Here is a 24,189-nt window from a genome sequence, read left to right on the forward strand (position 1 = left end):
TTCTACATCCGTTCTACCTTACCCTTGAAAACTCCAGTAAGTCCAAGATGATAGATTTCATTCTTTTAGCTCCGTCTACCGCAAAAAAGATATATTGATGGGCTTTTTCGTCAAGTTTACCGGAATATTTCCTTTCCAGTTGGGTAAGAAATGAAGTAATCATCCTCAAAGGTTCCTGAAGATCGTGCGATGCTGTGTAGGCAAAAGATTCCAATTCGTAATTCTTGGTTTCCAATGCTACAAGTGCTTCCTGCAATTCTGTTTTTTGGAAATCCAGTTCCTTGCTGATTTTCTTTTCCTGATTCAGGCTTTGTTCGATTCCATTGAAGACCAAAGGGATCATCGCAGAACACAAAAAACTTAAAAATACCAAATTGGAACTCAAGGCAATCCAGCGAGTGGAGTTATAGTTTAATTCTCCCCAATACAATATTTCCAAGGGGATCAATAAGGCAACAATAATACAGATGATCAAATTGATAATGGAGGGGACGAAGGCATTTTTGTTTTCGTAAATGATGGTACAGAAAAAACAAATTCCTAAAAGAAACAACAGACCAGGTCCCAAAGGACCGTAAAGAATCAAAAGGCTGATAGAGATGAAATAAATGCAGAAAACAAAAAGGAACTTTCTTACACTGAGCGAGAGATTTTTCATCAGACCAATCAAGGCTATGATCGAAAGTGAGAAGAGGTCAATTCCCATTAAAAGGTAATTCTGTTCTGCTATACTATAAATAAGAGCGGGGACAAGGGCGATAGTAGCAAATGGTAAAGTATAAATAATGGTATTGGTAAAAAGTAGGTTTTTCCAATAAGTTACACTTTTGTCCGGATTGCTTACATTGAAAATATTCCTTAATACTCTGTTTTTATAGGCTTTCCACAATGACATGTCTAAAATTTATTAAGTCCAAAGTTGTTGTAAATCTTAAAAATCCGAAATGATACGCTAAATATTTCTCTGAATATATAGAGAAGGATTCATTTTAAAAAGAAGGCCGGGTTAGTTCCGAATGCTTAATTCCTTTTTGAAGATAAAAAAAGTTCCGAATAAAGGTCCCAAGCCCAAAATGATGAGCAAAAATTCAGTTTGTACAAATGCATGTATAAAATTAAGCAACTGAATGCTTACAATTGTAATCCCAAACCCTACGCAGTTGACAATGGTCAGGGCTGTTCCTTTCTGGTGCTGTGGGACATTCTGGGCAACCAAAGTGGAAAACATGGGCGAATCTGCTGTCACCACCATTCCCCAGAAGAGCATAAAAATCAACAAAATGTATGGGTAGGGTTGAAGGAAGAAAATCGGGGAGATAAAGCAACAAATTCCTGAAAGACTCAGAGCTGTTCGTGAAATCAAAAGAGGCCTGATTGCGGAGGATAGCATTCCACCAAGCGCACAGCTTAAGCCTCCCACAGCGATAATCACAAAAGACCAAAAAGAAAGATCAAAGTTCATATCCTGCTTCAGTCCATAAGCTGAAAGGAAAACCGGGACAAATGCCCAAAATGCATAGAGCTCCCACATATGGCCAAAATACCCAAAAGCCGCCTGACGGAAGCTCTTGACCTTAAAAACCCTGAAAAACAGGATAAGGTCAATGGCTTGGCCTTTGCTTCGAAAGGGACCATTTGGTACCAAGGTCAACATCAAAAGTCCACCAAATACCGCGAGCCCAGATGTAAGCTGTACCACCAGTGTCCAGTCCATTTCCCCGATGTAAGAACGTATAAAATGGGGAAAGGCAGTTCCTAAAACCAATGCTCCTACCAATAAGCCTAATGATTTTCCAAGGCCTTTTTGGAAGTAATCTGCTGCGATTTTCATCCCAACGGGATAAATTCCTGCCAAGAAGAAACCTGTTGCAAACCTTGAAAGGAGAATAAATTCCGAAGAGAGTCCTTCAAAACCCAGAGTGAAATTGAAGGCAGCAGCCAGCAATGAACTTAAAAAGAAGACCAAAGATGGAGGGAATTTATCTGCTATAGTGAAAATGGCAAATATCAATGTACCGGCAATAAATCCAAACTGGACTGAGGAGGTCAGGTTTCCAAGGAATTTTTCATCCAGACTCATGGCTGCAGCCAAATCGGGAAGGATTGCATTACCGGCAAACCAAAGCGAGGTACATAAGAATTGGGAAAGCACAATGATGGGCAGTATTCTTTTCATTGAATCTTGGCTTTGCTACAAAGTTGTGAAAGTAGAGAAAATTTCAGGAATGTAGCTTTTCGAAAATCAATCTAAGGTGTTCTTCCTCCAAAGGCTTTGTGAAATAAAAATCAGCATTGTGTTTCTTTGCCATCAACTTGTCATTGTAGGAAGAGGAAGTTGTCAATATTGCTGTGGGAATAGTTCTCAGCTCAGGATCATTTTTAATGGTAGCAAGCACTTCCAAACCGCTTTTTTTAGGCATATTGATGTCCAAAAGTAACAAGTCCGGCTTGATGGAATGTTCATATTTGCCTTTGTGATACAAAAAATCAAGTGCAGCAGCACCGTCTTTGACTACACTGAGCGGACAGTTGGCCATATGGTCCTCTATTATTTCCGAAGTGAGCAATATATCTCCCTCATTATCTTCAGCTAATAGAATATGAAGGTTGATTTCTCCCATAATGAACTATTTGATCCCTCAATATCATAAATTCTTCGTTATTGTAAAAGAAAATTTGCTTCCATTTCGGACATCGGACTCCAGAATTATTTGTCCGCCCAGATTTTCCACACATTTTTTCACGATGGAAAGACCAATTCCGGATCCTTCATAATCACTTTTTGAATGGAGCTTCTGAAAAAGACCGAACACCTTTTCCTGAAATTCAGGGGCTATGCCAAGCCCGTTGTCAGCTACGGAAAATTCCCAAAATTCACCTTTATCCAGGTAGCTGATTTTGATGTTAGGCTTGATGTCTTTATGGGAATATTTGAGTGCGTTGCTTATCAAGTTTGTAAATATCTGGAAAATCGGGCTTTCAAAACTTTTAATTGTAGGTAGTTTTGGAATGCTGATTGAAGCGCCTTTTTGTTCTATGGTCTCACTGTAATAAAGCAGGACGCGGTCCAATAAGCCATTGAGCTCGATCTCCTTCAATTCCCCATCAAACCTTCCAACTCTGGAATATTCTAAGAGAGCGGCGATCATTTCCCTCATTCTTGTAGCACCGTCTATGGCATAAAAAATGAATTTTCTGCCCTTTTCATCCAAAACTGCCTGATAGTTTTTCTCAATTTGATGAAGAAAGCCTGTGATCATCCGAAGCGGTTCCTGAAGATCATGGGAAGCAGTATAAGCAAAAGACTCCAATTCAGAATTTTTAGCTTCAACATTTTCCAAGGCACTTTTCAGTTTATCATTTCTTTCGCTCAGTAGCCTTTTTAAATGCTGTTCGTTTTTGATAGATTTTTCAAGTAAATCAAAAACTTTCGGAAACAAGGCGGAAGCAAAGAAACCCAAAAAAACAAGGTTTGAGCTTACTGCAACGAGTTGTGGGATATTATGAGATTCCTGATCTTTCCAGAGCATGATGTCCATTGGGATCAACAAAGCAAGAAGAATGCACAGTACCAAATTGGCGAAGGCAGGGTGAAATGCATATCTGACCGGGAAAAGTATGGTGCTGAAAAAACTGGCTGCAAGCATGTATAAAAATCCTGGTCCAGAAAGCCCAATCAAAAATAACAAGGTGAAGCCGATGAAATAAAAGCAAACGATAAATAACCATTTTCTGATCCATAACTTCAATGATGGCCAAAACCCAGCGATCAAAAGAGAAAACACGGCCAAAGTATCTACAAGTACTACGCTGGGGTACTTTTCCTTGATGGCAAATAGAACTCCGGGTGTATAGGCAATCAAGGATAAGGGTATGATAAAAATCAGCATATAGTAAAACAGAATGGTTCTCCATTCCATGGATGACTCAAAGCTGACATCTTTTAGGCCTAGATTTTTTCTGATTTGATCTGTATAGCTTTTCCAAATTTTCATTTTGGGGTTTTGGGTAAAGTAAAATAAAACGCAGTCCCTTCTCCATATTTGGAGTCAACCCAAATTTTTCCATTCAGTGTTTCAATGATTTTCTTGACTAAGCTTAATCCCATACCCGTACCTTGATATTTTTCCTTCCCATGAAGTCTATGGAATATAATGAATATTCTGTCATAATACTCTTTTTCTATTCCAATTCCGTTGTCTTTGATGCAGAACTCCCAATGATCTTCTTTCTCCTCCGTTGTAATTTTCAGTAGAAGTGGGATATCGTCTTTTGAGTATTTGAAAGCATTGTTGATCAAGTTATGAAAAACCTGAAAGATTGGTGTTTTAGGTCCTTTTATTTTGGGCAGGTCAGCTATTGAAATCTCGGCTGATGTATCCTCTATACTTTTTCTGTGTACCATAAATACCTCTTCCACCAATGCATTGAGGTCGATCTCCTGGTGGTCATCATCATGCTTTCCAACTCTGGAATAATCCAAAAGATCCAATATGATCTGTCTCATCCTTTTGGAGCCATCCACGGCAAAATGGATATACTGCTTGGCTTTATCATCCAAGACGTGTTTGTATTTCTTTTCAAGCTGGCCCAGAAAGCTACTGACCATCCGAAGTGGTTCCTGCAGATCGTGTGATGCAATGTAGGCAAATTGCTCCAGTTCAGCATTCGAAATTTCCAGTTCCTTGGCTTGCTTCTGAAGGCTTTTGTTTAGTTTCTGGAGAGAGTTTTCGTAGTCTTTTCTTTGACTGATGTCCGAGATTGCTCCAACCATTCTGATGGCTATACCATTTTCATTTCTTACGATAAGTCCTCGATCTTCCACAACGGCATAATTGCCATCTGCCTTTTGGTACTTATATTCCGTTTTCCAGAATTCCACTTCGGGGTCTTCAAGGCTCAGCTGAAGACTTTCATGTACATTTTTACGGTAATTAGGATGTATTTTATCCAACCAACCGTTAAGTCCTTCACCTCCATTCTGACCGGGTAAATTGTATCCGAAGAGAGTTTGATATCCTTGGGTCCAATAGAGTTTGTTTTCTATCAGGTCATAATCCCAAATAGCATCCTGAGTAGCAAGAGAAGCTTTTTCGAAGCGCTCATTTGACCTTTTCAATTCCAATTCGGTATTTTTCCTTTCAGAAATATCCTGAAAGCTACCTGAGAGCTTTACTACTTTTCCGCCAATTTTTTCAGCTTTGCCTATGACACGAACCCATTTTTCATTGCCTTTATAGGTAATGATGGTTAATTCCAGGTCAAATGGAGTTCCTTTAGAAATGCATGCTTCAATAGCTTTTTGGATCTGTTCTCTGGAAAAGCCTTCTTTATAGAATTTATAACCTGTTTCAATGTCCGGGATAAAATCGCTTGGGACTTCATGGAGACTTCGGGTGATTTTTGACCAGTAAACGGAGTTGTTTTCAAGGTTTAATTCCCAGCCTCCCAACTGAGCAAGCTGATTTGCATTCTCCAATAAAATGTTGAGTTTGATTCTGTCAGTCACATCTCTGCCAAAGGCATAAACAAAGCTTTCTTCTCCAAATGGCTCTGAAGACTTCCATGAAATCCATTTATAATCTCCTGAGATTGTTCTATACCGATTGATGAAGTTTTCTGCTTTTCTTAGACCTGATACAGTCTCTCTATATTCTTTATTTGTACTCCTTAAATCATCAGGGTGAAGAAAATCCACAAATGGACGGGTTGTCAGTTCCTCTGCTGTATATCCCAGTAATTTTGTGAAGGCAGGATTTACTTTTCTGAACTTTCCGTTTTTATCTGCCACGGCCAATAAATCCGGGGCATTTTCAAAAAATTGGTTGAGTTCTTCCTCTTGCTGTTTCTTTTTTATTTCTGCTCCCAAAAATTCTTCCAAGGGCTTCAGGTAGAGTTTGTAATAGATTTTCTGCTGCTCCGGATTTTTATTTCCAAGCAACAAAACTCCTACCACTTCAACATTGTAAAACAAGGGAATACAGATCGCGGAAATCAATTTTAAATGCTCGTTTCCAAAAGTCCGGACAAATAATTCCGGCTGTTCTTCAATATTCCATGAAATGGCAATTTGTGATTTCCACACTTTTCCGGGTATCCCTTCACCCGGTTCAAATTTATTTCTGGATTTTTCTGATATATAGAATTTTCTGGTCTCTTCGGAATTCTCCAGGTATTGATAGAGACGTATGTACTTTTTATGGGAAGGGACCATCCACACCTCTGCCAGTTCAGCCTCATATACCTCAGCCAAATACGTTAAAGTTTCCTTTAAGGCTGAAGTGGTTTTGTCATTTTTTTTAAAGATTATGCCAATATCAGAAAGCAGTTTGTTTCGCATGATTTCCTGCTTTTGGTGTGAAATATCCCTCAGAGAACCTATCATCCGTTTGGGTTTTCCTGATTCATCCCTAAGCAGGTAGGCAACTTCTTCGACATAAAGGTAATCCCCTTTTGAGTCTTTAAATCTGAATTCGTTTATCCATTGAAACAGCTCTTTATCTGCCAGAAATTGATCCCAACGGTTCTTTTCTTTAGCAGCATCTATAGGGTGAATAAAGGATATCCAATCCTCCAGCCTGAATCTTTTGAGTTGAAAATCATGGCCAAAAACACGGGTGAAGCTTTCACTCCATTCAAATTCATCCTTGACTATATCCCAATCGAAAATGGCATCATTACTTGCTTTTTGAACATAATGGAAGAGCTCGTTTCCGGCTTCCAGTTTTTTCTGAATATTGACCAAATCAGTAATATCGGTACTGTTGATCAATGCACCTTGAATGGCAGGGTCATCTATCAGGTAATTGGCTGTACTCTGCACCCATCGCCAGCCAAACTCTTTGTGTTTGACACGATAAGGGTGTGTAGTGACGCGTTGCTTAGATAGTAAGCTTTGAAATTTGAATTTGATTTCTTCCAAATCATCCGGATGAATCAATTCAAATGCGGAGGTGTCCAACAATTCTTGCTCAGTATATCCCAAGTATTGTAAATGGTTGGGGCTGGTGAACTTGTACTTGCCCTGAGCATCCAGAATAGCAATCAGATCTGAGCCTTCCCTGACCAATGTATGCAGCTTTCTTTCGCTTTCCTCCAACTTGAGTTTGGATTGCTTTTCGGAAGTGATGTCTTTTGCTGAAATAAAAACGCCAAGAATTTTCCCTTTTTCGTTTTTTGCAGGTTTGTGTGTGAATTCATAGACGGATTTTCTTCCTTTGCCTCTTTGCAGTTCAAATTCCACAGTAATGCTTTCCCCTTGCAATACCTGTTTGTGAATGTCCACTAAACTTTGTTTTTCTTCTTCTGTGGCATAGTCCAAGAGACTGTCAAATTTCTCCACTTTCTTCCCATACAGTTCTGTGCTTTTATCTGCAAATTTTTTATTGAATGAGATGATTTTCAAGGACTCGTCAGTAAGGATAAAGGCTTCATCTGTATTGTTGAGCATCATGTTGATCTCAAACAAACTCTCTTTTTGTATGCTGATGTCAATGCCTATTCCGTAAAGACATGGTTCATTTTGGAAAAAGGCATAGGAAGCTTTAAATAAAAAAGTTGTCAAATTATTGGCTTTATTCTTAATGTTAGCCTCCACACTTGCACTGCCTGTTTCAAATGCTTCTTTGATTTTCTGTTGTATCATTTCTCTTTCCGCATCAGGGAAAAAATCAACCGGATGCATTTCAGAAATTTCTTTATCCGTGTATTGGGTAACTTCTTTTACTGCTTTATTCCAAAGGAGCATCTTTCCCTCTTTGTTGAATAAGAAGAAAATCCCCTGTAGGTTTTCAATCAATTGTTGGCTGAATGCTATATCTATCTTGTGTGATTCAGGAAGCTTTATTTTCCCTTGTGTAAGTTTTTTCAGAAATGAGGGGATTTCATCGAGCTCTAATACTGCATCTGAGAGTCCTTTTCCAATGATCAATTCCGGACTATGGGGAATGGTACTGGTTTCAGGTTCCTGAACTAGAATGTATGCAGACTTTTCTTTAAGAGCGGTGATTGTAGGGACAATGTTGCTGCTATTTCCTGATAAGATAATTCCAATAATATGGAAAGGGGCATCAAGTCCCAAATGTGTTTTTGTTTCTAAAAGGAGCTCAGTAAGGCTGTTTTTATTTTTGGTTTTGATGTATGAATCAGTTGCAAAATAAATTTTGCCTTCACAGATGGAGTCGTTTTCCCTATACTCTACCAATTGAAGTGAGCTTTTGGATTCTAAAGCTTCTGAAAGATTTTTACTAGAACTTTCCTGCAATGGCATATCCAGAAAAATATATTTATTGGAATGCTTTTTCAGTGAAAGAATAAATTTCTGAAGACTGTCAATATCTTCCGGGGATGAGAAAATGATGGTGAGAAATTTCGGAATGTCGCTCCATCTTATCATAGTGGGGGCTTTGCTTTGGGTTTTTGTATTACCTAATTTATGAAAACATTCATTTTATTTCATTTTTTGATCAATTGATTTTCGAATTAAAGCTTTTTATTTTTTAAGGTATTTATCATTCAGTCCTTTACCTTCAAGAATCATGGGTTTGATTTTTTCCAATCTTGCCTCTTGTGTAGCTTCTCTTTTGGCTGAATTGATATGTTCAAGGTACTCTTTTTGTTTGTAGTTGCTGAGTGATTCAAAGGCAGTTTTTAATTCGGGGTTTGACTCTAAGGCTTCTGCCAAGAGTCCGGATATTTCCTGTTCGCCTGACCTTTGGGGAATCCACCTTTTCCCTTCTTTTTCATTTTGGATAGCTTCATTTACATAGCTAAGGATCAGCTTTTCGTTTATTTCTTCCTTTGATGTAAAACGCCATTGACGTAAGGCTTTGGTTTTGTTTTCCTGAGCATTGATGAATACCTTTTCAGGGTCAGACATAAAAACTCCATTATAAAACCAAATGCCTACGTAATTTTTGAATCCGCAAATACCGACTACATTTTGTCCATTATAGGTGTAAACATCTATGCCCCATTTGATACTGTGTTCCATCTCAGTAGATGTCATTATTGAGTTCAATAAGGCTATTTCTTCTTTCCATGCAGTGTTTTCTTTCATAGTGTGCGGCTTTATAATTTAGGGAAGTTACAAAATTTCCTGCTTTTGAAACCAGGCACAAAAAAGCAGATTAATCCAAGCCTTTCTTGTAAGCCTCAGGACGCATTTGGTGATAAGGGAATTTTTGTTGGTATGCATTGGCTACCTGAAGTAACTTTTCCTCCTGAAAGTAGTTGCCGATCAGGGTGATGCTGGTTGGATGACCATCAGCATCTTGACCATTGGGTATAGCAAGTGCAGGGTGGCCTGTCAGATTGGTAATCAACATTTGTCGTCCTCCAAAAGTGGGTGAAATAACCACATCGAAATGCTTGAGCACTTGATGCGTTGCTTCTATCAATTGCCTGCGGTGGCGATTAGCTTGTAGGTATTCAACTGCGGGAATAAACCTGGCCTGTCTGAGTGAATTGGCTCTTGAGCCTTTGTGTTGTTCTACCATTTCTCTGTGAGAATCTTTGGTGACAAGCTCATCAAAAAAGGCTCCCGATTCCGCTCTGAGTATGATGTCAAATACTTCGAAAGGGTGGTGGTCAGGTAGTGATACTATTTCAGGATTTATTCCAAGGCTTTTCAGTTCCTCCAAGGCTCTGAAGTTGTGCTGGTTATTTTGAGAACTGTCTTTGCTAAACTGTCCATAGAGATATCCTATTTTAAGTGATTGTAAGTCAGCTGCTTTGTTGAATTCAAAAGAGGCATCTCTAGAACTTCGGTCAGTAGGATCCCAACCTCTGATATGGTCAAATACAATGGCACAGTCTTCAGCACTTCTACAAATAGGACCGACTTTGTCCATACTCCAGGAAAGTACCATAAATCCATGCTTGCTTACAGCCCCATAGGTCGGTCGAAGTCCGGTTACTCCTGTTCTGGTAGAAGGAGAAATGATAGAACCCAGAGTTTCTGTTCCTATGGCAAAAGCAACCAAACCAGCTGATGTGGCTGATCCTGAACCAGCTGATGATCCTGTGGCTCCTTGATTGAGATCCCAAGGATTTTTGGTTTTTCCGCCAAACCAAACATCTCCTCTTGCCAAGCTTCCCGAAACCAGCTTTCCTAAAAGTACTGCGCCATGGTCTTCCAGTTTTTGGACAACACTGGCCTTTTGGTCTATCACTTGGTATTTGTATGGTTCGGCTCCCCAAGTAGTGGGATAGCCTGGTACAGATGCGAGGTCTTTGACTCCATAGGGAATGCCGTGAAGGATTCCCTTGTAATTACCTGCTGCAATTTCTTCATCGGCTTTTTTTGCCTGAGACAAGGCAAGTTCCTCTGTTACGGTGATAAAAGAAAGCAAATTGGAATCAAAGGCTTTGATTCTATTGAGGTAGATGTTTGTAAGTTGGGTAGCGCTAAGTTTTTTAGAAGATAGGAGAGCAGCCAATTCCGGAATGGTCATAAAAGCAATGTCCTCTTCGTTTTCTGGCAGGGAGACATGAGCTGGTATTTCCCAATGATTGAGTCCGTTGTAAGATGGGATTTCGAGCTCTGAGGGGAATGGATCAAAAACCATAGCTGGTTCTACCTCATTTTTAAGTTGAAATCCTCTCATGCTTTCATATCCCCTTCTGTTACTTTCGAGGTAGTTCAACATGGTATCGATTTCAGCTCTTTCAAAATGAAGTTGAAAAAGCCTCGCTGCTGCCCTTACATCGGCTCTTTTGATAACCTTGCCGGTGTTGGCAATTCCAAAACCTAAAAGGAATCCTGCAAAAAGTAATAACCATCCATATTTTTTCATTTAAGAAAAGTATAAAAAAAGACTGAAAAGCTTATTTAAAAAATCATTCTTGGAAGCTTTTCAGGCTGAATGGTTAAAATAATTAGTTTCAAGGCCTATAATTTAACCCTTGAAGCCCATTTTCTTGTGTGTTCCATCGCAATAAGGTTTATTTTCGGAGCTCCCACAACGACAAAATGCAGTAGTTTTGAATTTCTTCTCAGTAGTTCCATCTGCATATTTAACTTCGATATTTCCATAAACCATCAATGGACCATTGGGCATGACTTCGGCCATTTGTTCTTTTTTTTCAGATTCAACTTGTGGTTTATCTTCCCCTTCTTCCATATAAAAGCCCAAGGCTCCTGAAGGACATTGCTTGACCTGATAAACAAGGTCTTCAGTACTTGCTCCTTCTATATTGATCCAAGGTTTTTCTTCGGGTCTAAAAACCTTAGGAAGTCCTTTGACACAAATCCCGGAATGAATACATTTTTCCGGTTGCCAGACTATGGTAACTTCTCCGTTCGAATATTCTTTCTTTTTCATCTTTGGTTGGGTTTGTTTTATGTAAATTGGTCAGTACAGGGCTTTTAAGCCCTGTACCACCATTTTATAAATATTTGCTTTTGATGACCATGAGTTTTTCACGGGTCATTTCATGCATGGAGTAGGGGATACCTCCAAGTCCTTCTCCTGAAGCATCCCGGCCTCCAAAGGGCATCCAGTCCACTCTGAAAGCAGTATGCTCGTTGACCATGACAGCAGTGGCATTGAGTTTTTGTACAGTATCCAGGGCTATATCCAAATCCTTGGTGAACACTGCCGCTTGGAAATGATACTCAAGGCTGTTGGCTAACTTGATCGCTTCCTCCCTGTCCGAATAACTGTAAATGCACACTACCGGACCGAAGATTTCTTCTTGGGAAACTTTGCTTTGATGATCTGGATTCCATAGTACTGTAGGAGCATAGCAGGTTTCGGAGATTCGCTTTCCACCACACAGGATTTCTGCTCCTTCTTTCTCGGCCTCAGTAACCCATTTCTCCACCCGGTCTACTTCTTTGGGTAAAATCAAGGGTCCGACTTCTGTTTCTTTATCCAAAGGATCTCCGACTTTCAGTTTTTTTGCTTTTTCTGCAATGGTGTCTGCAACTTTTTTGGCAATGGATTCATGGACAAAAATTTTCTGGACCGAAACACAAACCTGGCCAGCATGATAAAAACCGCCTTTCACCAAACCTGGGATCATTTCTTCTAGGTCAGCGTCAGGCTCGACGATTACAGGAGCGGCACCACCATGCTCCAGTGCACATCGTGTACCGGGAGCCAGCTGGGACTTAAGCCACCAGCCTACTTTTGCGGAGCCAATAAAGGAAAGGTAATTGACATGCTTATCAGTGACAAGCTTTTCAGCCCCATCATTGTCGACCAAGATCATCTGAATCCATCCATCCGGTACACCGGCTTCTTTGAAAATATCCATCAATGCCTTGCAGGAAAGTGGCGTGGTGGAGGCTGGTTTGACAATTACCGGACATCCGGCAGCAAATGCTGTGATCGTTTGGTGTATGATCAAATTGACTGGATGGTTGAATGCAGAGACAGAAACTACCACACCAATGGGCTCGCGGGTAGTGAAAGCAATTCTACCGACTGAAGCTTCTGTCAGGCCCATGGGGATCTGCTCACCGGCCAAGCCTGCTATTTCTTCAGCTGCGATTTTGACGCCATTGATAGCCCTGAGAACTTCCACTTTTGAATCTTGGTAGGGTTTTCCACCTTCGCCTGCTGCTATTTTGGTCAAGTCTTCAATCCTTTCCTGCATCAGGTTCCTGATTTTTTCCAAGATTGCGATTTTTTTTGTGAGAAGGAATCCAACTGGATCTATCCAAAAATAAACCGTAAGCTGTTTTCAATGCTTTTTCTACTTCATTTTCACCCATCAAAGGCAATTCTTCGATCAGGTTTTGGTCGTATGGAGAAAGTACTTTTAAAGTTTTCTTATTGCTCATAATTTTTCTGCTTTTTCTTTTAACATAACATTTAAAATAGGGTGGTTCAAAGAATAATCCACAGGAAGGTCTATTAAATGAACCGCAGGCTTTGCGATACACTTGTCCAAAATTTCCCTGAAATCAGCATCACTTTCAGGTCTATGCCCCATTGCTCCGTAGCTTTCGGCATATTTGACAAAGTCAGGGTTTTTATAATCCAATCCAAAATCATCAAATCCCATGTCTTCTTGCTTCCATTTGATCATGCCATAAGCATTGTCATTGAGTATGATCACAGTGAGATGTAGCCCCAGCCTTACCGCAGTTTCGACTTCCTGGGAATTCATCATAAATCCCCCATCTCCGCAAACAGCCAAAACGTTTCGCTTTGGATAGAGCATTTTAGCCATCATGGCCGAAGGTAATCCAGCTCCCATAGAAGCAAGTGCATTGTCCAGGAGCAAGGTGTTTGGCTGATAGCAGGTATAGTTTCGGGCAAACCAAAGTTTATAGATACCATTGTCTAAGGTAATAATATCTTCTGAGGCCAGTTTGCCTCTAAGAAGATTGACCAATCTCTGCGGCAACATGGGGAATCTTTCGTCATGAAAATATTTGGATAAGTGCCCGGCCACTTCCTCCCTGACTTTTTTGAAGAAGGAAAAATCCCAAGAGTCTTGCGTTTGGATTCCTTCAGCGAGTTTGTTCACCGAACTGGTAATGTCTCCTACCACATTGAGCTGGGGAAAATAAACAGGATCAACCTCGGCAGGTGAGAAGTTGACATGAATTACCTGCTTTTCATTTTTTTTCATGAAAAAAGGAGGTTTTTCAATGACGTCGTGGCCAACATTGATGATGAGGTCAGCAGCATCAATCGCAGCGTGTACAAAATCATTGCTCGAAAGTGCTGCGGTTCCTAAATATTGGGGATGTCTTTCGTCAATGACTCCTTTTCCCATCTGGGTTGTAAAGAAAAAAATACCCGTTTTGTCTACGAATTTCCCCAAAGCATCGCAGGTTACTTTTCGGTTGGCCCCTGCTCCGATCAATAAAAGCGGGAGTTTTGCAGCATGTATCATTTCCACTGCTTTTGTTACAGCTTGGTCATCAGGTTTCGGAATGATATGTCCTACCACATCAAAAACTGAATCTTCACAAGTTTCTTGGGCAATATCTTCAGGAAACTCAAGGTGCACGGCTCCCGGTTTTTCCTCAATGGCAATCCTGAATGCCTCTCTTACCTGAGAGGCAATATTGTTAGAGTTGACGATCTGCTTGGTGTACTTAGTGACAGGCTTCATCATATCCACCACATCAATGATCTGAAAGCGGGCCTGTTTGCTTTTTTTGATTGGTTTCTGACCAGTAATCATCATCATGGGCATTCCTCCCAACTGGGCATAAGCTGCTGGAGTGACCAAATTGGTAGCCCCCGGCCCTAGTGTGGCCAGGCAAACTCCCGGCTTCCCAGTGAGTCTTCCATAAGTAGCTGCCATAAATCCGGCTCCTTGTTCATGCCGCGTAATGATGAGCTTGATGGAGGAATTTTTTAAGGATTGAAGCAAATCAAGATTTTCTTCACCGGGTACGCCAAAAATGTATTCTACGCCTTCGTTTTCCAAGGCTTTCACAAAAAGGTCTGATGCTTTCATAAAGTAAAATTAAAATTTAAAGATTTATCAATTCATTGAGAAGGCTGGGCAGTGACAATTAGTCCAATACCTGTACCATCTTTTACTCCAGGCTTTATGGAGTTACTCCATATATCAACAAGATTAAAAACAGTTTGGCCTATTTCTTGGCATAAATTACGAAAACTTATCAAGGAGTACGCTATAAGATTAGATGATGAATTTATATTTTCCTTTATAAAAAGAAGCTATTAATCAGCGTTTTCTTCAAACTTACTCCTTGAATAGGTTTATTTTATCTTGAAAAGTTTCTAACTTGTAAAGGCAGTATTAGTTTTATTTTCCACTTTAAACCAAAACAACATGCTCTCATTTGTGATCACAGCTTTAGTTATTGCCTTATTGGCAGCTATTTTAGGTTTCACCGGAATCGCTAAAGGTATAGCAGCCATTGCCAAATTTGTCTTCTATATATTTTTAGTTGTCTTTCTGATTACTTTAATCATTGGCCTGGTAAGCGGATTTTAGAAGAAAAATAACTGACAAAAAAAGCCGGAAATCCCGGCTTTTTTTATTTTCAATGATCAGTTTTTTTTATAAAGAAAAATATTGAATCAAGCGACATGATTATTTAATGTTCCGATTTCAGCTATGGTAATCTGAATCAGGTCGCCCGACTGTAGGCTAAAAGTATCATCAGGAACCAGGCATGTTCCGGTCATCAGGTAAACTCCCTGGGGGAAGCTCATTTCGCGGTACAGGAAAGACTTGAGTTCTTCGTGTCCTCTTTTCATCTGGTTGATGGAAATCTCACCTCCAAAAACTTCAGTTCCGTTCCGTTCGATCCGCATAATTATTTTAGCGTCCGGGTCAATGGGCTTTTCAGGTACCCAAAGGCAAGGTCCTATGGCTGCGGATTTGTCATAGCATTTGGCTTGTGGCAGGTAAAGCGGATTTTCGCCTTCGATATCTCTAGAGCTCATATCATTGCCAATAGTATAGCCAGCTATTTTTCCTGAGGCATTGACAAATAAAGTTAATTCAGGCTCAGGAACATTCCACATGGAATCTTTTCGGATTTTGACTTCCCCGTCAGGCTTTGCCACTCTGTAGTGGGTGGATTTGAAAAACAATTCTGGCCTTTCTGCTTCATACACTTTGGAATAGAAAACATCTGCACCACTTTCTTTGGACTCTTCCATTCTAGCCTCTCTGCTACGGTAATAAGTTACCCCAGCCGCCCAGATCTCCTGAGTGCCAATTGGGGCGTCAAGATGATTAGGTGTCCAGTTTAATTCTGTCCAAGGCTGGATTTCTTCCTGGAGCTTTTGGTATAGATTTTCCTGGTTGACAAGGCTGTCCCAGTTTTTGGATTGGGCAAGATGAAACTTCCCCTCTGACTCAATGATGATGTCTTTTCCTGATTTGTAAATTTTCATAGTAAAAGGTTAAAATAGGTTCAGTTTTGAAAATAGGATTTTTTGCTCAGAATATCTTAGCAAAATCTATAAATGGTGTTGTTTAAAGGTGAAGGATGACCTTTAGGGTTTCATTGTTTTTTTTAAGAAGGAAAGTGCTGCTTAAATTGCCAAAGTAGTATTAATCATATGGCAAGATAAAGTAGTACGTTAAACTTTGGGAATATTAAGTAAATACAGTAAACAAAAAACATCCATTTGGGGACCTGAAATTTCAAGATAGTTTTAGCTTTTCTATCAAGAGAATGATTTTTTCAATTTTTTTTGATTCCAATTGGAAATGTAGTATTTCCTGAAGCTCATGATCTTTTGTTTCTTGTGGGAGTTGTTGAAATTTTTCCCAAGCCAGAGGCTCTTCTCTGATGCATGCCAAAATATTGCTTTCTGTAAAAACCTCTTCTCTTTCCTCTGCATCAACTTCTGTAAGAAGAAGCTTAACAGAGTCTCCAGCTTCTTTGGATATTATTTTTCTGATTTTAGCATTGACAGGAAGAAACAAGTTTCCATTTCCATACGGCATTAAAGTAACGCCAACCAAATCATGATTGTCAATTTTACCATTGACTTTCATCATTCCGAAATAGGCTTTTGGTTTTTCTAGCTCATAGAGCACTATATAAGTCCAACCACCTTTTTGGGGGAATTTTTCTAATTCAAAGTAGCCTTCTATCAACACCTTGGATTTCATAGCAACTAAATTCAAACCTAATCCTAATTCCTCATATTTGGACCGAACAAAACCTGGCAGGTTTGACCAATTTTACTAATTTGACAAAGTTGGGTCCAATTATCAAGTTAGTGAATTCAGTCTGAATTATTTATTTTGTTTTGCAAAATGAACATAAAAGGTATGGCTGAGTCAGAGAATCATATTCGCCGAGTTCCTAAATGGCTGAAAAATGTGCAACGCAATTCATGGGAGCCTGAAATTTTGCTTTCAGGATTGGTATTGATCGGTCTATTTCAGCTTCCTGCAAGGATCAGGGATTTTTCCATTTTTTTTGCTGCAGAAGTATCGGTGAATTCTTGGGCAGGTTTGTTTTTCGCTTTGCAATTGGCTGTCTACTTTTTAATTGCGGGTTTGTCTATTCATCTCTTTTTGCGAAGTGTATGGGTGGGTTTTATCGGGCTGAGTTATACTTTCCCCAAAGGAATTCAATCCCAAAAACTCAAATATAAGAGCAAGTTCCGAAGCAGAATTGAAAATATCCCCGCTTTGGAGCTTCAGATCATTAAGCTTGAAAAGGTCTGCAGCAGTATTTTTGCGATTTGCTTTTTCCTTATGATGGTAATCATTGGCATGGTCTGGGCTGTTTTGGTTTTTATTTTGTTTATATATGGGCTTGGTTGGATGATAGAGTATTTGACTGGATGGGATTTTATCAATTGGTTTAACCCTTATTTTGATTTATTCCTGTCCTGGGTAGTGATTATTTTTTCTATAGATTTTCTTGGCTTGGGAGTATTTAGAAGAAGTAAATATTTCGCCAAAGTATTTTATCCTTTTCATCGGTTAATCGGATGGATGACTTTGTCAAGGATTTATCGTCCCGTGTATTATTTATTTGCCAGTAATGTCCCCAAAGGCTATGTTGTAAGCTTTTTGTTTTTGTTTCTTTTTTCCACCATAATAGGTCAAAAAATCCTTGAAAAGAGACCTGAGCAGAGTTTTTTCAGCAAGATATTCTTTTTTGAAAATGAGGCTGGGTTATATCTTTTTCCAGGCTATTATGCGGATAGAAATGAAGCTTTTGAGTCACAGATTCTGGAAATTCCTAACCCTATTCTTAAAGGGAGATTTTTGGAATTGACTTTGAAAAACAGGGTGAGCTATGATAGACTTATCTTCGACAATTGTGGTGTGAAGTTGGAAGATATGGATGCCTACAAAAAGCTGGAATGTGTGAATGATTTTTTTGAGGTAATAGTAGATGGGAAATCCATTTTGAATATGGATTGGATGTTTTACTTTCGTCCCGAAGATAGCCGTAAAGCATTTATCACTTACATTGATACGGAAGGCTTAGATATGGGTAAGCATTCCCTTTCTGTGAGATTAAATACCGAGGGAGGGCAAGTTTTGGGAACTGTGATATTCTACAAAGAATAAGAAAGATTGATGATAGACTTATTATTTAGCAGGATAAAAAAACACCTGTTTTTTTTAACCCTTTTCTTACTTAATTCCCAAGTCCTCTCAGCACAGAAGGATGGGCCGGGATTTGCAGATCTGGTACCTTTTGTCACTACACCTATGAAAGTGGTAGATGCTATGATGGATTTGGCAGAAATTAATGAAGGGGATATTCTTTATGATCTGGGTTCTGGTGACGGTAGAATCCCAATAGAAGCATCACTGAGATACGGGATCAAGTCAGTAGGGGTGGAGATTGATGCAGAATTGGTAAAAGAGGCAAAAAGTAATGCAGAGGATAAAGGAGTGCAGGATTTGGTCTCTTTTGTTCAGGGGGATTTATTTGAACTTGATTTTTCAGATGCAACAGTTTTGATTTTGTATTTATTTCCAGATATCAATCTTAAGCTTAGACCAAAAATCTGGGAATTGCCCAGTGGGACTAGGGTGATTTCACACCGTTTCGACATGGGAGATTGGAGGCCAGAGAAGACCAAAATAATCACCCTTGAAGATGGAAAAGAACATGTGCTTTATTTTTGGAAAGTGCCTTGAGACACAGTCTTTCGAAATTCACCATTCGATGTTCGGTGTTCGATATTCAAAATTCCGAATAATGAATATTGAATCAAGAAGTTCTAGAAGAGAGAAAGATAGAAAAGGTATTTGAAGACCCAAGGGCCTCGTAAATCGTAAATCGTCTATCAATGTCATTTAGTTTAGGGTAACTTTTCCAAAGTTCAAATTTGTAAGCAATGTTTGTTTTTACTTTTAATCCAGCTTTGGAAAAGTTTAAATTCAAATTGTAGTCTTATCTAAACGACATTGAATCGTCTATCGTAATCGAAACTTGTCAGTTCAATCAAACCTTTCCGCATAGCCGCTTTTTCTTAGAAGTCTTCTATAACTGTTGGTTTTGACGATTTTGTGAAGGGCTTTTTCTTTATTTTCTGCCTGTTCATAATATGCTTCGCAGATTCTATAACCAATAAAATAACCCAAATCAGCGGGCCTGTTGCTGCTCTTTTCACCATTGTAAAGCCATTTTGAAAAATCCTTTCCATACATTTCCTCAGAAAATTCCTTCCATAATTCCTCTTCGTTGGCCAGCCCGTAGGGATGAATGGACTCATTGATATTGAGACCTGTGATTTTTTCAGATACAAAATCCGCAGCTCCTTCTTTGATTGTCATAGTCAACAACCTGTTTCTTTCCATTGCCCATAGGTATCCAAGGCCAAAGCGCTGTTGGGTATGTACCATTTCATGAGCGGTAAATTCAAGAATTTTAGGCTCTTTGGGGAGTACTGATCTGTGCCACTCGGTGAGTTGGGACTTGTCAATGGTACTGTCAGACGTAACCATTTCTGTCCCGATCAGCAGCCAATTATCCCGTACAGTTCCTCCTGAGGTTAGCTGACCTATCGCAAAACAAATAAAGGGAGGGCGGAAATTTCTCAATGACTGATCATACAAGTCCATCTGGGAAGCTATGTCGGCTTTGTATTCCTGAATCAAGTATGTATTTGGTCTTATTCCTTTCCAATAAGCAGGAGCCTTTTTGATTTGATACAAAAGCGAATTGGCAGTAATATTTCTGACTTTGATGAATTTTTTCAAGCCTATGGAAGCTTTATCCAAATATCCTTGCTGTATAATGCGAATACTGTCTGGTAGGTTATTGGCATAGCTAAGCATGTCAAAGGCTTCCCAAAAACGATTGATGTCTGAATTAATGATAATTGGTGTATCGTTTTGGGAATACACCTGCGAAATTGGCAACAACAAAAAAAACAAAATTGCCCCCAGCATTTTCAGGCTCTTTGCCTGTATAAAGACTGGGGGCAATGGCATTGAGGTTTTCAATTCTTTTCAGTTAAAAAGAAAACTGTTTGGATGATTCCAATCGGACTATTGATTTTTTTTAAAAACCTGATCGATAAACAACATGTGAAAAGGCAAGGCTTCTGTCCAATATTGCCAGGTATGTGCTCCTGGTCTTTCTGTGTATTCGTGGTCTACATTTAGATCTAAAAGTAGCTGGTGGATCTGTCTATTTGTGGCGATAAGAAAATCATCCACTCCACAGTCAATCAAGAGTGCCGTTCCATTTTCCTTCATTTTACCTACCAGGCCTACCGCAGTATATTCTGTAAATGGTGCGTCGTAATTGATGTCACCCAATGCGAGTTTTTGTCCTTCTTTAATTCTGTTTTTGAAGCTTTCGTCCACCTTCCACATGCGGTAATCTATATTCATCACCCCACTCATACTTCCTGCAGCTATGAATAATTCAGGATGTTTTGCAGCAATCATCATGGCACCATGTCCTCCCATAGAGAGACCTGTAATTGCTCGGCCTTCTCTTTTGTTCATTGTATTGTAATTTTCATCTATAAAGGGAATCAACTCTTTGGTGAAATAGGTTTCGTACCTTACTGTGTCCAGTAGTGGACTGTCGTAATAATAGGAGGAAGGACCAACACCTGGAGTGACTATCAATATATTGTATTGATCCGCTAATTTCTGAAGTAATCCAGGTTCTGTAACTTTGTCATGCCAGTCAGAAAAGCTTCCTGAGCCTCCATGTAAGACATATACAGATCGGAAGGCATCTGCATCTTCTGAATATTTTTCAGGCTTTACTATAGCCGCTTTAAGGTTTTTGTCCATAGCTTTGGAATAAACCTCAATCGTATCTACTTGGGCAGAGCTGCTAAAATAAATGCAAACAATGAAGAATAAACTTGATAGAAATGATTTCATAGTGTTAGGTTTTAATAGGTTTTGGTTTGATGCAAACAAAGTATTTATTGAGGCCTTACTTTTCTGACCTCCGGTTTTGAATAAGGGAGCTTTTAAGGTTTTAGCTGATAATTTTTGAATATAAGTTTATTCTCTCAAAATGAGAATTGTCTTACTGTATGAATGGTAATACTTGATGATGAATTTTACAATTGTGAAAGGAGTTGCTGAATTTCCAATTGTATTTTGGGTAATTGTTATAAATTGTCCTCTAAATTAATTCACCCTTAAAAATAGCATTTCCGGCATGTATAGACTGCTTTTGATTGCCTTGTTACTTGGTTTAGTGATTTTCCAGATTCAAGGTGAAAAAATACCTCTGAATGATGGTGCTGGAATAGTAGGGGTGGAGTTAAGGACTGTCTCGGAAGGATTTTTGGAGCATTTTGACGATGAAGGCTATGAGGCATTTTTGGTTCAGAGAATTTTGCCCTTTGCTTTACTGAACATGACCTTTGAGCTTTTTGGGTTTGATATGGACCCAGAGAGCTTCCTTCATGGTATTTTGATATTTAATTTTCTGGCCTTACTTCTGGGGATTTATTGGTACCTGAGAATTGTAAAAAAACTACGCTCTTCTGCCAAGATGGAAGTTTTGGGTTTTGTCCTGATGTTTGGATCTTTTTTGGTATTGAAAATATCTTGGTATGAACCTTTTAGTCCTGCTTTATTCGCCTATATTGTGGGAATTGGTCAAGTGAATTATTTTATTCGTTATGAAAAAACCAAGCTTTTTTTGGTTTCCTTATTGGGAGGGTTTGTCTGGCCAACACTATTTCCTGTAGGTATGATTTTGATTTTTATGCCCAATGATAAACTTGTGTTTAAAGAATCGGAAAGGAATTTCCGGGTAAAATACATTTTACCCGGATTAGTATTAACAGCTGCGATGGCTTTGTTTGCTGTTTTATTTCCGGAAAGAGTTTTTGAAGGGGCGAATCTCTTTGAATGGCTGATAAGTCTGATAGCATTATTTATTGTAATCACATTAGGAGTGAATCACTCGGGTATAGATTGGGGGAAATCCCTCAAACTGGCCCAGAAAAAATTTAAGGCAGAAAGACTTACCTACCTGATCTTGAGTATAGGGTCTTATTTTTTGGTTATTGCCCTACTTGCAGTTGGTAAACCTTCTCTTTCAATCAAAGATTTTGTTTTTGGAATTCTGGCTTATCCGGTTTTCAAGCCATTACTGTTTTTGATCAGCCATTTTTCATTTTTTGGGATTTTGATCCCTTTGTCTATTATCTTTTTTTCAAGAATTTCCAGAGAGGCGGGAAAGATGGGTTTGGGCTTTTCCTTTTTGTTTATTTTGATGATGCTGTTTTCACTGTACGGAGAAGCCATTTGGTTGGCAGGTTTTGCTCCTTTTATGGTACTTTTGATATTGAAAGGGCTTAGAAGATATACATTGGTTGCAAAGGATATTTGGTTAATTGGTTTTTTGAATCTAATGCTTTCCAGATTTTGGTACAAAATCAATGTGGAGGGTCTTAGTGAATCGCTTTCTTCCCAGCCGAACAGTTTTCCTGCCCAAAGGTATTTCCAACACTTTGGTTTAACCCAAAGTATGCCCGCCTACATTATTTTCTTATTGGTATTGGTAATGATGTTACTGATAATTTATTATGGTAAAAAAAGGTACGCTAAAGCTCCGGATAATATATGAGAGCGGATGAATATGACTTGAAATCAACCTATTTAGTACATTTAATATTGGTGTTGATTTTAATATTTTTACCATATTTATGGCATGGCGAGGGTGTTAAGTTGATTGTTCAGGACAATCTGGATTCCAACGTATCTTGGTACACTTCTTTGAAACAGCAAGGAAAAATTTATGCGCCACCTTGGACAAAGGTGGATGGTATGGTGATATCGACCCCTCGTTTTTCTTACCCTTCAGGTTTAAACATAGAATTATCACTTTATTCTATATTTTCTCCTTTTGTAGCTTTTGCTTTGAATAAAGCATTAATCGTGATTTTTGCATTTTTTTCCATGCGATTCTTGTTGCATACCCTTGAAGGGAGGAATGGCCCAAACAGTCAACAAATCATTTGGTGGAGCTTAGTTTGGATGAGTTTGGCTTTTTATCCCCATCGGGGAGTAAGTATAGCCGGACTGCCTATGGTATTTGCATTAATTCATCAAATTAGGCTAGGAGAATTCAGAGGGAGACATATTTTTTTGATTGTAATCTATGCTTTCTATTCCATGTTCTTATTGGCTGTTATGTATATCTGGCTTGTTTTTGCCTTTTGGGTTATTTTTTGGATGATACGAGACCGAAAACTACATGGAAGACTTTGGTTTTTTATGTTTTTTTGGGTTTTGCTATATGCTATCCAAGACTACCATTATATATACTATTATTTCTTTCAGAATGATTTTGTAAGTCATCGATCTGAGATGAATTACAGTCAAGGTTTATGGAACGAACTTAATATTTGGAGCCTTGTGAAAATGGGAGATCACCTTGGAGCTCTTTATCCACATTTCATGATTTTCTTGCTATTCGGAATGCTGATTGCCCATTTCAAAAAGAAAAGGGTTTCACCTTATGTTCTGACTTTTGTTTTCACCTTTTTAAGTCTTGTAATATTGGTCTGGGCTGTGTCTAATTTGGTAGGGATGGATTGGATCGGTAGGCAAATCCCAGTTTTGAAATCTATTAACCTTATGAGGTTCAATCATATATTTCCATTTCTTATCATGGGGATTTTAGGAGTGATTTTCACCCGAATGAGATTACATTACTTGAAGATTATGTCAATAACCATAATAGCGGTGAATATTTTAGTATATCATTATGAATGGAGATATTGGTTGGGTAATCAAACAGGTTTCATAGAATTTAGAGCTCCAAGTTATCAGGAATACTATGCTAAAGAGCAATATGATGAGATAAAGGAATTTATAGGCAAGGATTATCCATTCAAATTAATAGGTCATATCAATCTGCCGCCAGCGGTTTCAATTTATCATGGATTCCGATCAGTTGATGGTTATCTTCAGAACTATGATGTTGCCCATAAGCATAAAGTAGGAGAAGTGATCGAAAATGAGATTAAAAGGGATGAATTTCTTTATAGTCATTTTTTTGACTGGGGGAATAAATGTTATCTGCTAAACACTACCTATCCGGATAATTACACGGCTTATAAGTGGCAAAAATTTGAAGCTATTGAAAAGTTGGAATTTGATTTCATTAAATTGAAGAATGATCTTGGAGTAAGCCTGATATTTTCTGCTATTCCGGTGGATGTAACTCAACTTCAGATGTTGAGGAAGTTCGAGCATTCTAATTCAGCCTGGGATATTTATGTATATGAAATTGATACTTAGGTATTGCAAAAAAGTTTC

At 38.8% G+C, this 24,189-nt stretch carries 20 protein-coding genes; 5 read left to right on the top strand and 15 right to left on the bottom strand.

The window, feature by feature from the left end; genetic code table 11:
* Positions 1 to 13 precede the first annotated feature (13 nt).
* The 11 genes from A33Q_RS21615 to A33Q_RS14965 all read right to left on the bottom strand — a co-directional run bounded on the left by A33Q_RS21615 (position 14) and on the right by A33Q_RS14965 (position 14,427).
* The gene (locus A33Q_RS21615) at positions 14 to 895 is read right to left on the bottom strand and encodes a sensor histidine kinase (protein WP_009035292.1); all 882 of its coding nucleotides are present in this window, start codon (positions 893 to 895) and stop codon (positions 14 to 16) included.
* A 111-nt stretch (positions 896 to 1,006) separates the two neighbouring features.
* Positions 1,007 to 2,176: an MFS transporter gene (locus A33Q_RS14925; protein ID WP_009035291.1), complete on the bottom strand. Its 1,170-nt coding sequence runs from the start codon at positions 2,174 to 2,176 to the stop codon at positions 1,007 to 1,009.
* A 43-nt stretch (positions 2,177 to 2,219) separates the two neighbouring features.
* On the bottom strand, positions 2,220 to 2,621 hold the full coding sequence (locus A33Q_RS14930) for a response regulator (protein ID WP_009035290.1): 402 nt from the start codon (positions 2,619 to 2,621) through the stop codon (positions 2,220 to 2,222).
* Positions 2,622 to 2,645: 24 nt separating this feature from the next.
* Entirely contained in the window at positions 2,646 to 3,995 is a 1,350-nt protein-coding gene (locus A33Q_RS21620; protein WP_009035289.1) for a sensor histidine kinase, read from the bottom strand.
* Entirely contained in the window at positions 3,992 to 8,395 is a 4,404-nt protein-coding gene (locus tag A33Q_RS21625) for a PAS domain S-box protein (protein WP_016255339.1), read from the bottom strand. Before A33Q_RS21625 ends, A33Q_RS21620 begins: the two co-directional genes overlap by 4 nt.
* A 96-nt stretch (positions 8,396 to 8,491) precedes the next feature.
* A complete protein-coding gene (locus A33Q_RS14945; RefSeq protein ID WP_009035286.1) occupies positions 8,492 to 9,058 on the bottom strand; it encodes a YdeI/OmpD-associated family protein in 567 nt (188 codons plus the stop codon).
* 70 nt (positions 9,059 to 9,128) lie between these two features.
* Positions 9,129 to 10,796, bottom strand: coding sequence for an amidase (locus tag A33Q_RS14950; protein WP_009035285.1), 1,668 nt, complete (start codon positions 10,794 to 10,796; stop codon positions 9,129 to 9,131).
* Between the two features lie 102 nt (positions 10,797 to 10,898).
* Positions 10,899 to 11,324 carry a (4Fe-4S)-binding protein gene (locus A33Q_RS14955; RefSeq protein ID WP_009035284.1) on the bottom strand — a complete coding sequence of 142 codons (426 nt, stop codon included), beginning with the start codon at positions 11,322 to 11,324 and terminating at the stop codon, positions 10,899 to 10,901.
* 64 nt (positions 11,325 to 11,388) lie between these two features.
* On the bottom strand, positions 11,389 to 12,624 hold the full coding sequence (locus A33Q_RS14960) for an aldehyde dehydrogenase family protein (protein ID WP_316929415.1): 1,236 nt from the start codon (positions 12,622 to 12,624) through the stop codon (positions 11,389 to 11,391).
* Positions 12,587 to 12,790, bottom strand: a complete 204-nt coding sequence (locus A33Q_RS22530; protein ID WP_016255341.1) for a hypothetical protein — start codon at positions 12,788 to 12,790, stop codon at positions 12,587 to 12,589. Before A33Q_RS22530 ends, A33Q_RS14960 begins: the two co-directional genes overlap by 38 nt.
* Positions 12,787 to 14,427, bottom strand: coding sequence for an acetolactate synthase large subunit (locus tag A33Q_RS14965; protein WP_009035283.1), 1,641 nt, complete (start codon positions 14,425 to 14,427; stop codon positions 12,787 to 12,789). The genes A33Q_RS22530 and A33Q_RS14965 overlap by 4 nt, the downstream gene beginning before the upstream one ends.
* Before the next feature lie 342 nt (positions 14,428 to 14,769).
* Between A33Q_RS14965 and A33Q_RS21875 the strand changes: the two genes are divergently transcribed.
* Positions 14,770 to 14,934 (top strand): DUF1328 domain-containing protein, encoded by a 165-nt coding sequence (locus A33Q_RS21875; protein WP_009035282.1) that lies wholly within the window; start codon positions 14,770 to 14,772, stop codon positions 14,932 to 14,934.
* An 86-nt stretch (positions 14,935 to 15,020) separates the two neighbouring features.
* On the opposite strand, the gene A33Q_RS14975 is transcribed toward A33Q_RS21875, so the two are convergent.
* Both A33Q_RS14975 and A33Q_RS14980 read right to left on the bottom strand, forming a co-directional pair.
* Positions 15,021 to 15,845: a fumarylacetoacetate hydrolase family protein gene (locus A33Q_RS14975; RefSeq protein WP_009035281.1), complete on the bottom strand. Its 825-nt coding sequence runs from the start codon at positions 15,843 to 15,845 to the stop codon at positions 15,021 to 15,023.
* 253 nt (positions 15,846 to 16,098) lie between these two features.
* The gene (locus A33Q_RS14980) at positions 16,099 to 16,572 is read right to left on the bottom strand and encodes a DUF1905 domain-containing protein (RefSeq protein ID WP_009035280.1); all 474 of its coding nucleotides are present in this window, start codon (positions 16,570 to 16,572) and stop codon (positions 16,099 to 16,101) included.
* Between the two features lie 162 nt (positions 16,573 to 16,734).
* Between A33Q_RS14980 and A33Q_RS14985 the strand changes: the two genes are divergently transcribed.
* Positions 16,735 to 17,994 carry a hypothetical protein gene (locus A33Q_RS14985; protein ID WP_009035279.1) on the top strand — a complete coding sequence of 420 codons (1,260 nt, stop codon included), beginning with the start codon at positions 16,735 to 16,737 and terminating at the stop codon, positions 17,992 to 17,994.
* A 9-nt stretch (positions 17,995 to 18,003) separates the two neighbouring features.
* Positions 18,004 to 18,573 carry a class I SAM-dependent methyltransferase gene (locus A33Q_RS14990; RefSeq protein WP_009035278.1) on the top strand — a complete coding sequence of 190 codons (570 nt, stop codon included), beginning with the start codon at positions 18,004 to 18,006 and terminating at the stop codon, positions 18,571 to 18,573.
* A gap of 303 nt (positions 18,574 to 18,876) precedes the next feature.
* On the opposite strand, the gene A33Q_RS14995 is transcribed toward A33Q_RS14990, so the two are convergent.
* Positions 18,877 to 19,872, bottom strand: a complete 996-nt coding sequence (locus A33Q_RS14995) for a gliding motility protein GldB-related protein (RefSeq protein ID WP_009035277.1) — start codon at positions 19,870 to 19,872, stop codon at positions 18,877 to 18,879.
* A 57-nt stretch (positions 19,873 to 19,929) separates the two neighbouring features.
* Positions 19,930 to 20,784 carry an alpha/beta hydrolase gene (locus tag A33Q_RS15000; RefSeq protein WP_009035276.1) on the bottom strand — a complete coding sequence of 285 codons (855 nt, stop codon included), beginning with the start codon at positions 20,782 to 20,784 and terminating at the stop codon, positions 19,930 to 19,932.
* 286 nt (positions 20,785 to 21,070) lie between these two features.
* On the opposite strand from A33Q_RS15000, the gene A33Q_RS15005 reads away from it, so the two are divergent.
* Both A33Q_RS15005 and A33Q_RS15010 read left to right on the top strand, forming a co-directional pair.
* Positions 21,071 to 22,492, top strand: coding sequence for a hypothetical protein (locus tag A33Q_RS15005; RefSeq protein WP_016255345.1), 1,422 nt, complete (start codon positions 21,071 to 21,073; stop codon positions 22,490 to 22,492).
* The gene (locus A33Q_RS15010; RefSeq protein WP_009035273.1) at positions 22,489 to 24,171 is read left to right on the top strand and encodes a DUF6044 family protein; all 1,683 of its coding nucleotides are present in this window, start codon (positions 22,489 to 22,491) and stop codon (positions 24,169 to 24,171) included. Before A33Q_RS15005 ends, A33Q_RS15010 begins: the two co-directional genes overlap by 4 nt.
* Positions 24,172 to 24,189: the final 18 nt, after the last annotated feature.

Source organism: Indibacter alkaliphilus LW1 (assembly GCF_000295935.2).
Classification (GTDB): domain Bacteria; phylum Bacteroidota; class Bacteroidia; order Cytophagales; family Cyclobacteriaceae; genus Indibacter; species Indibacter alkaliphilus.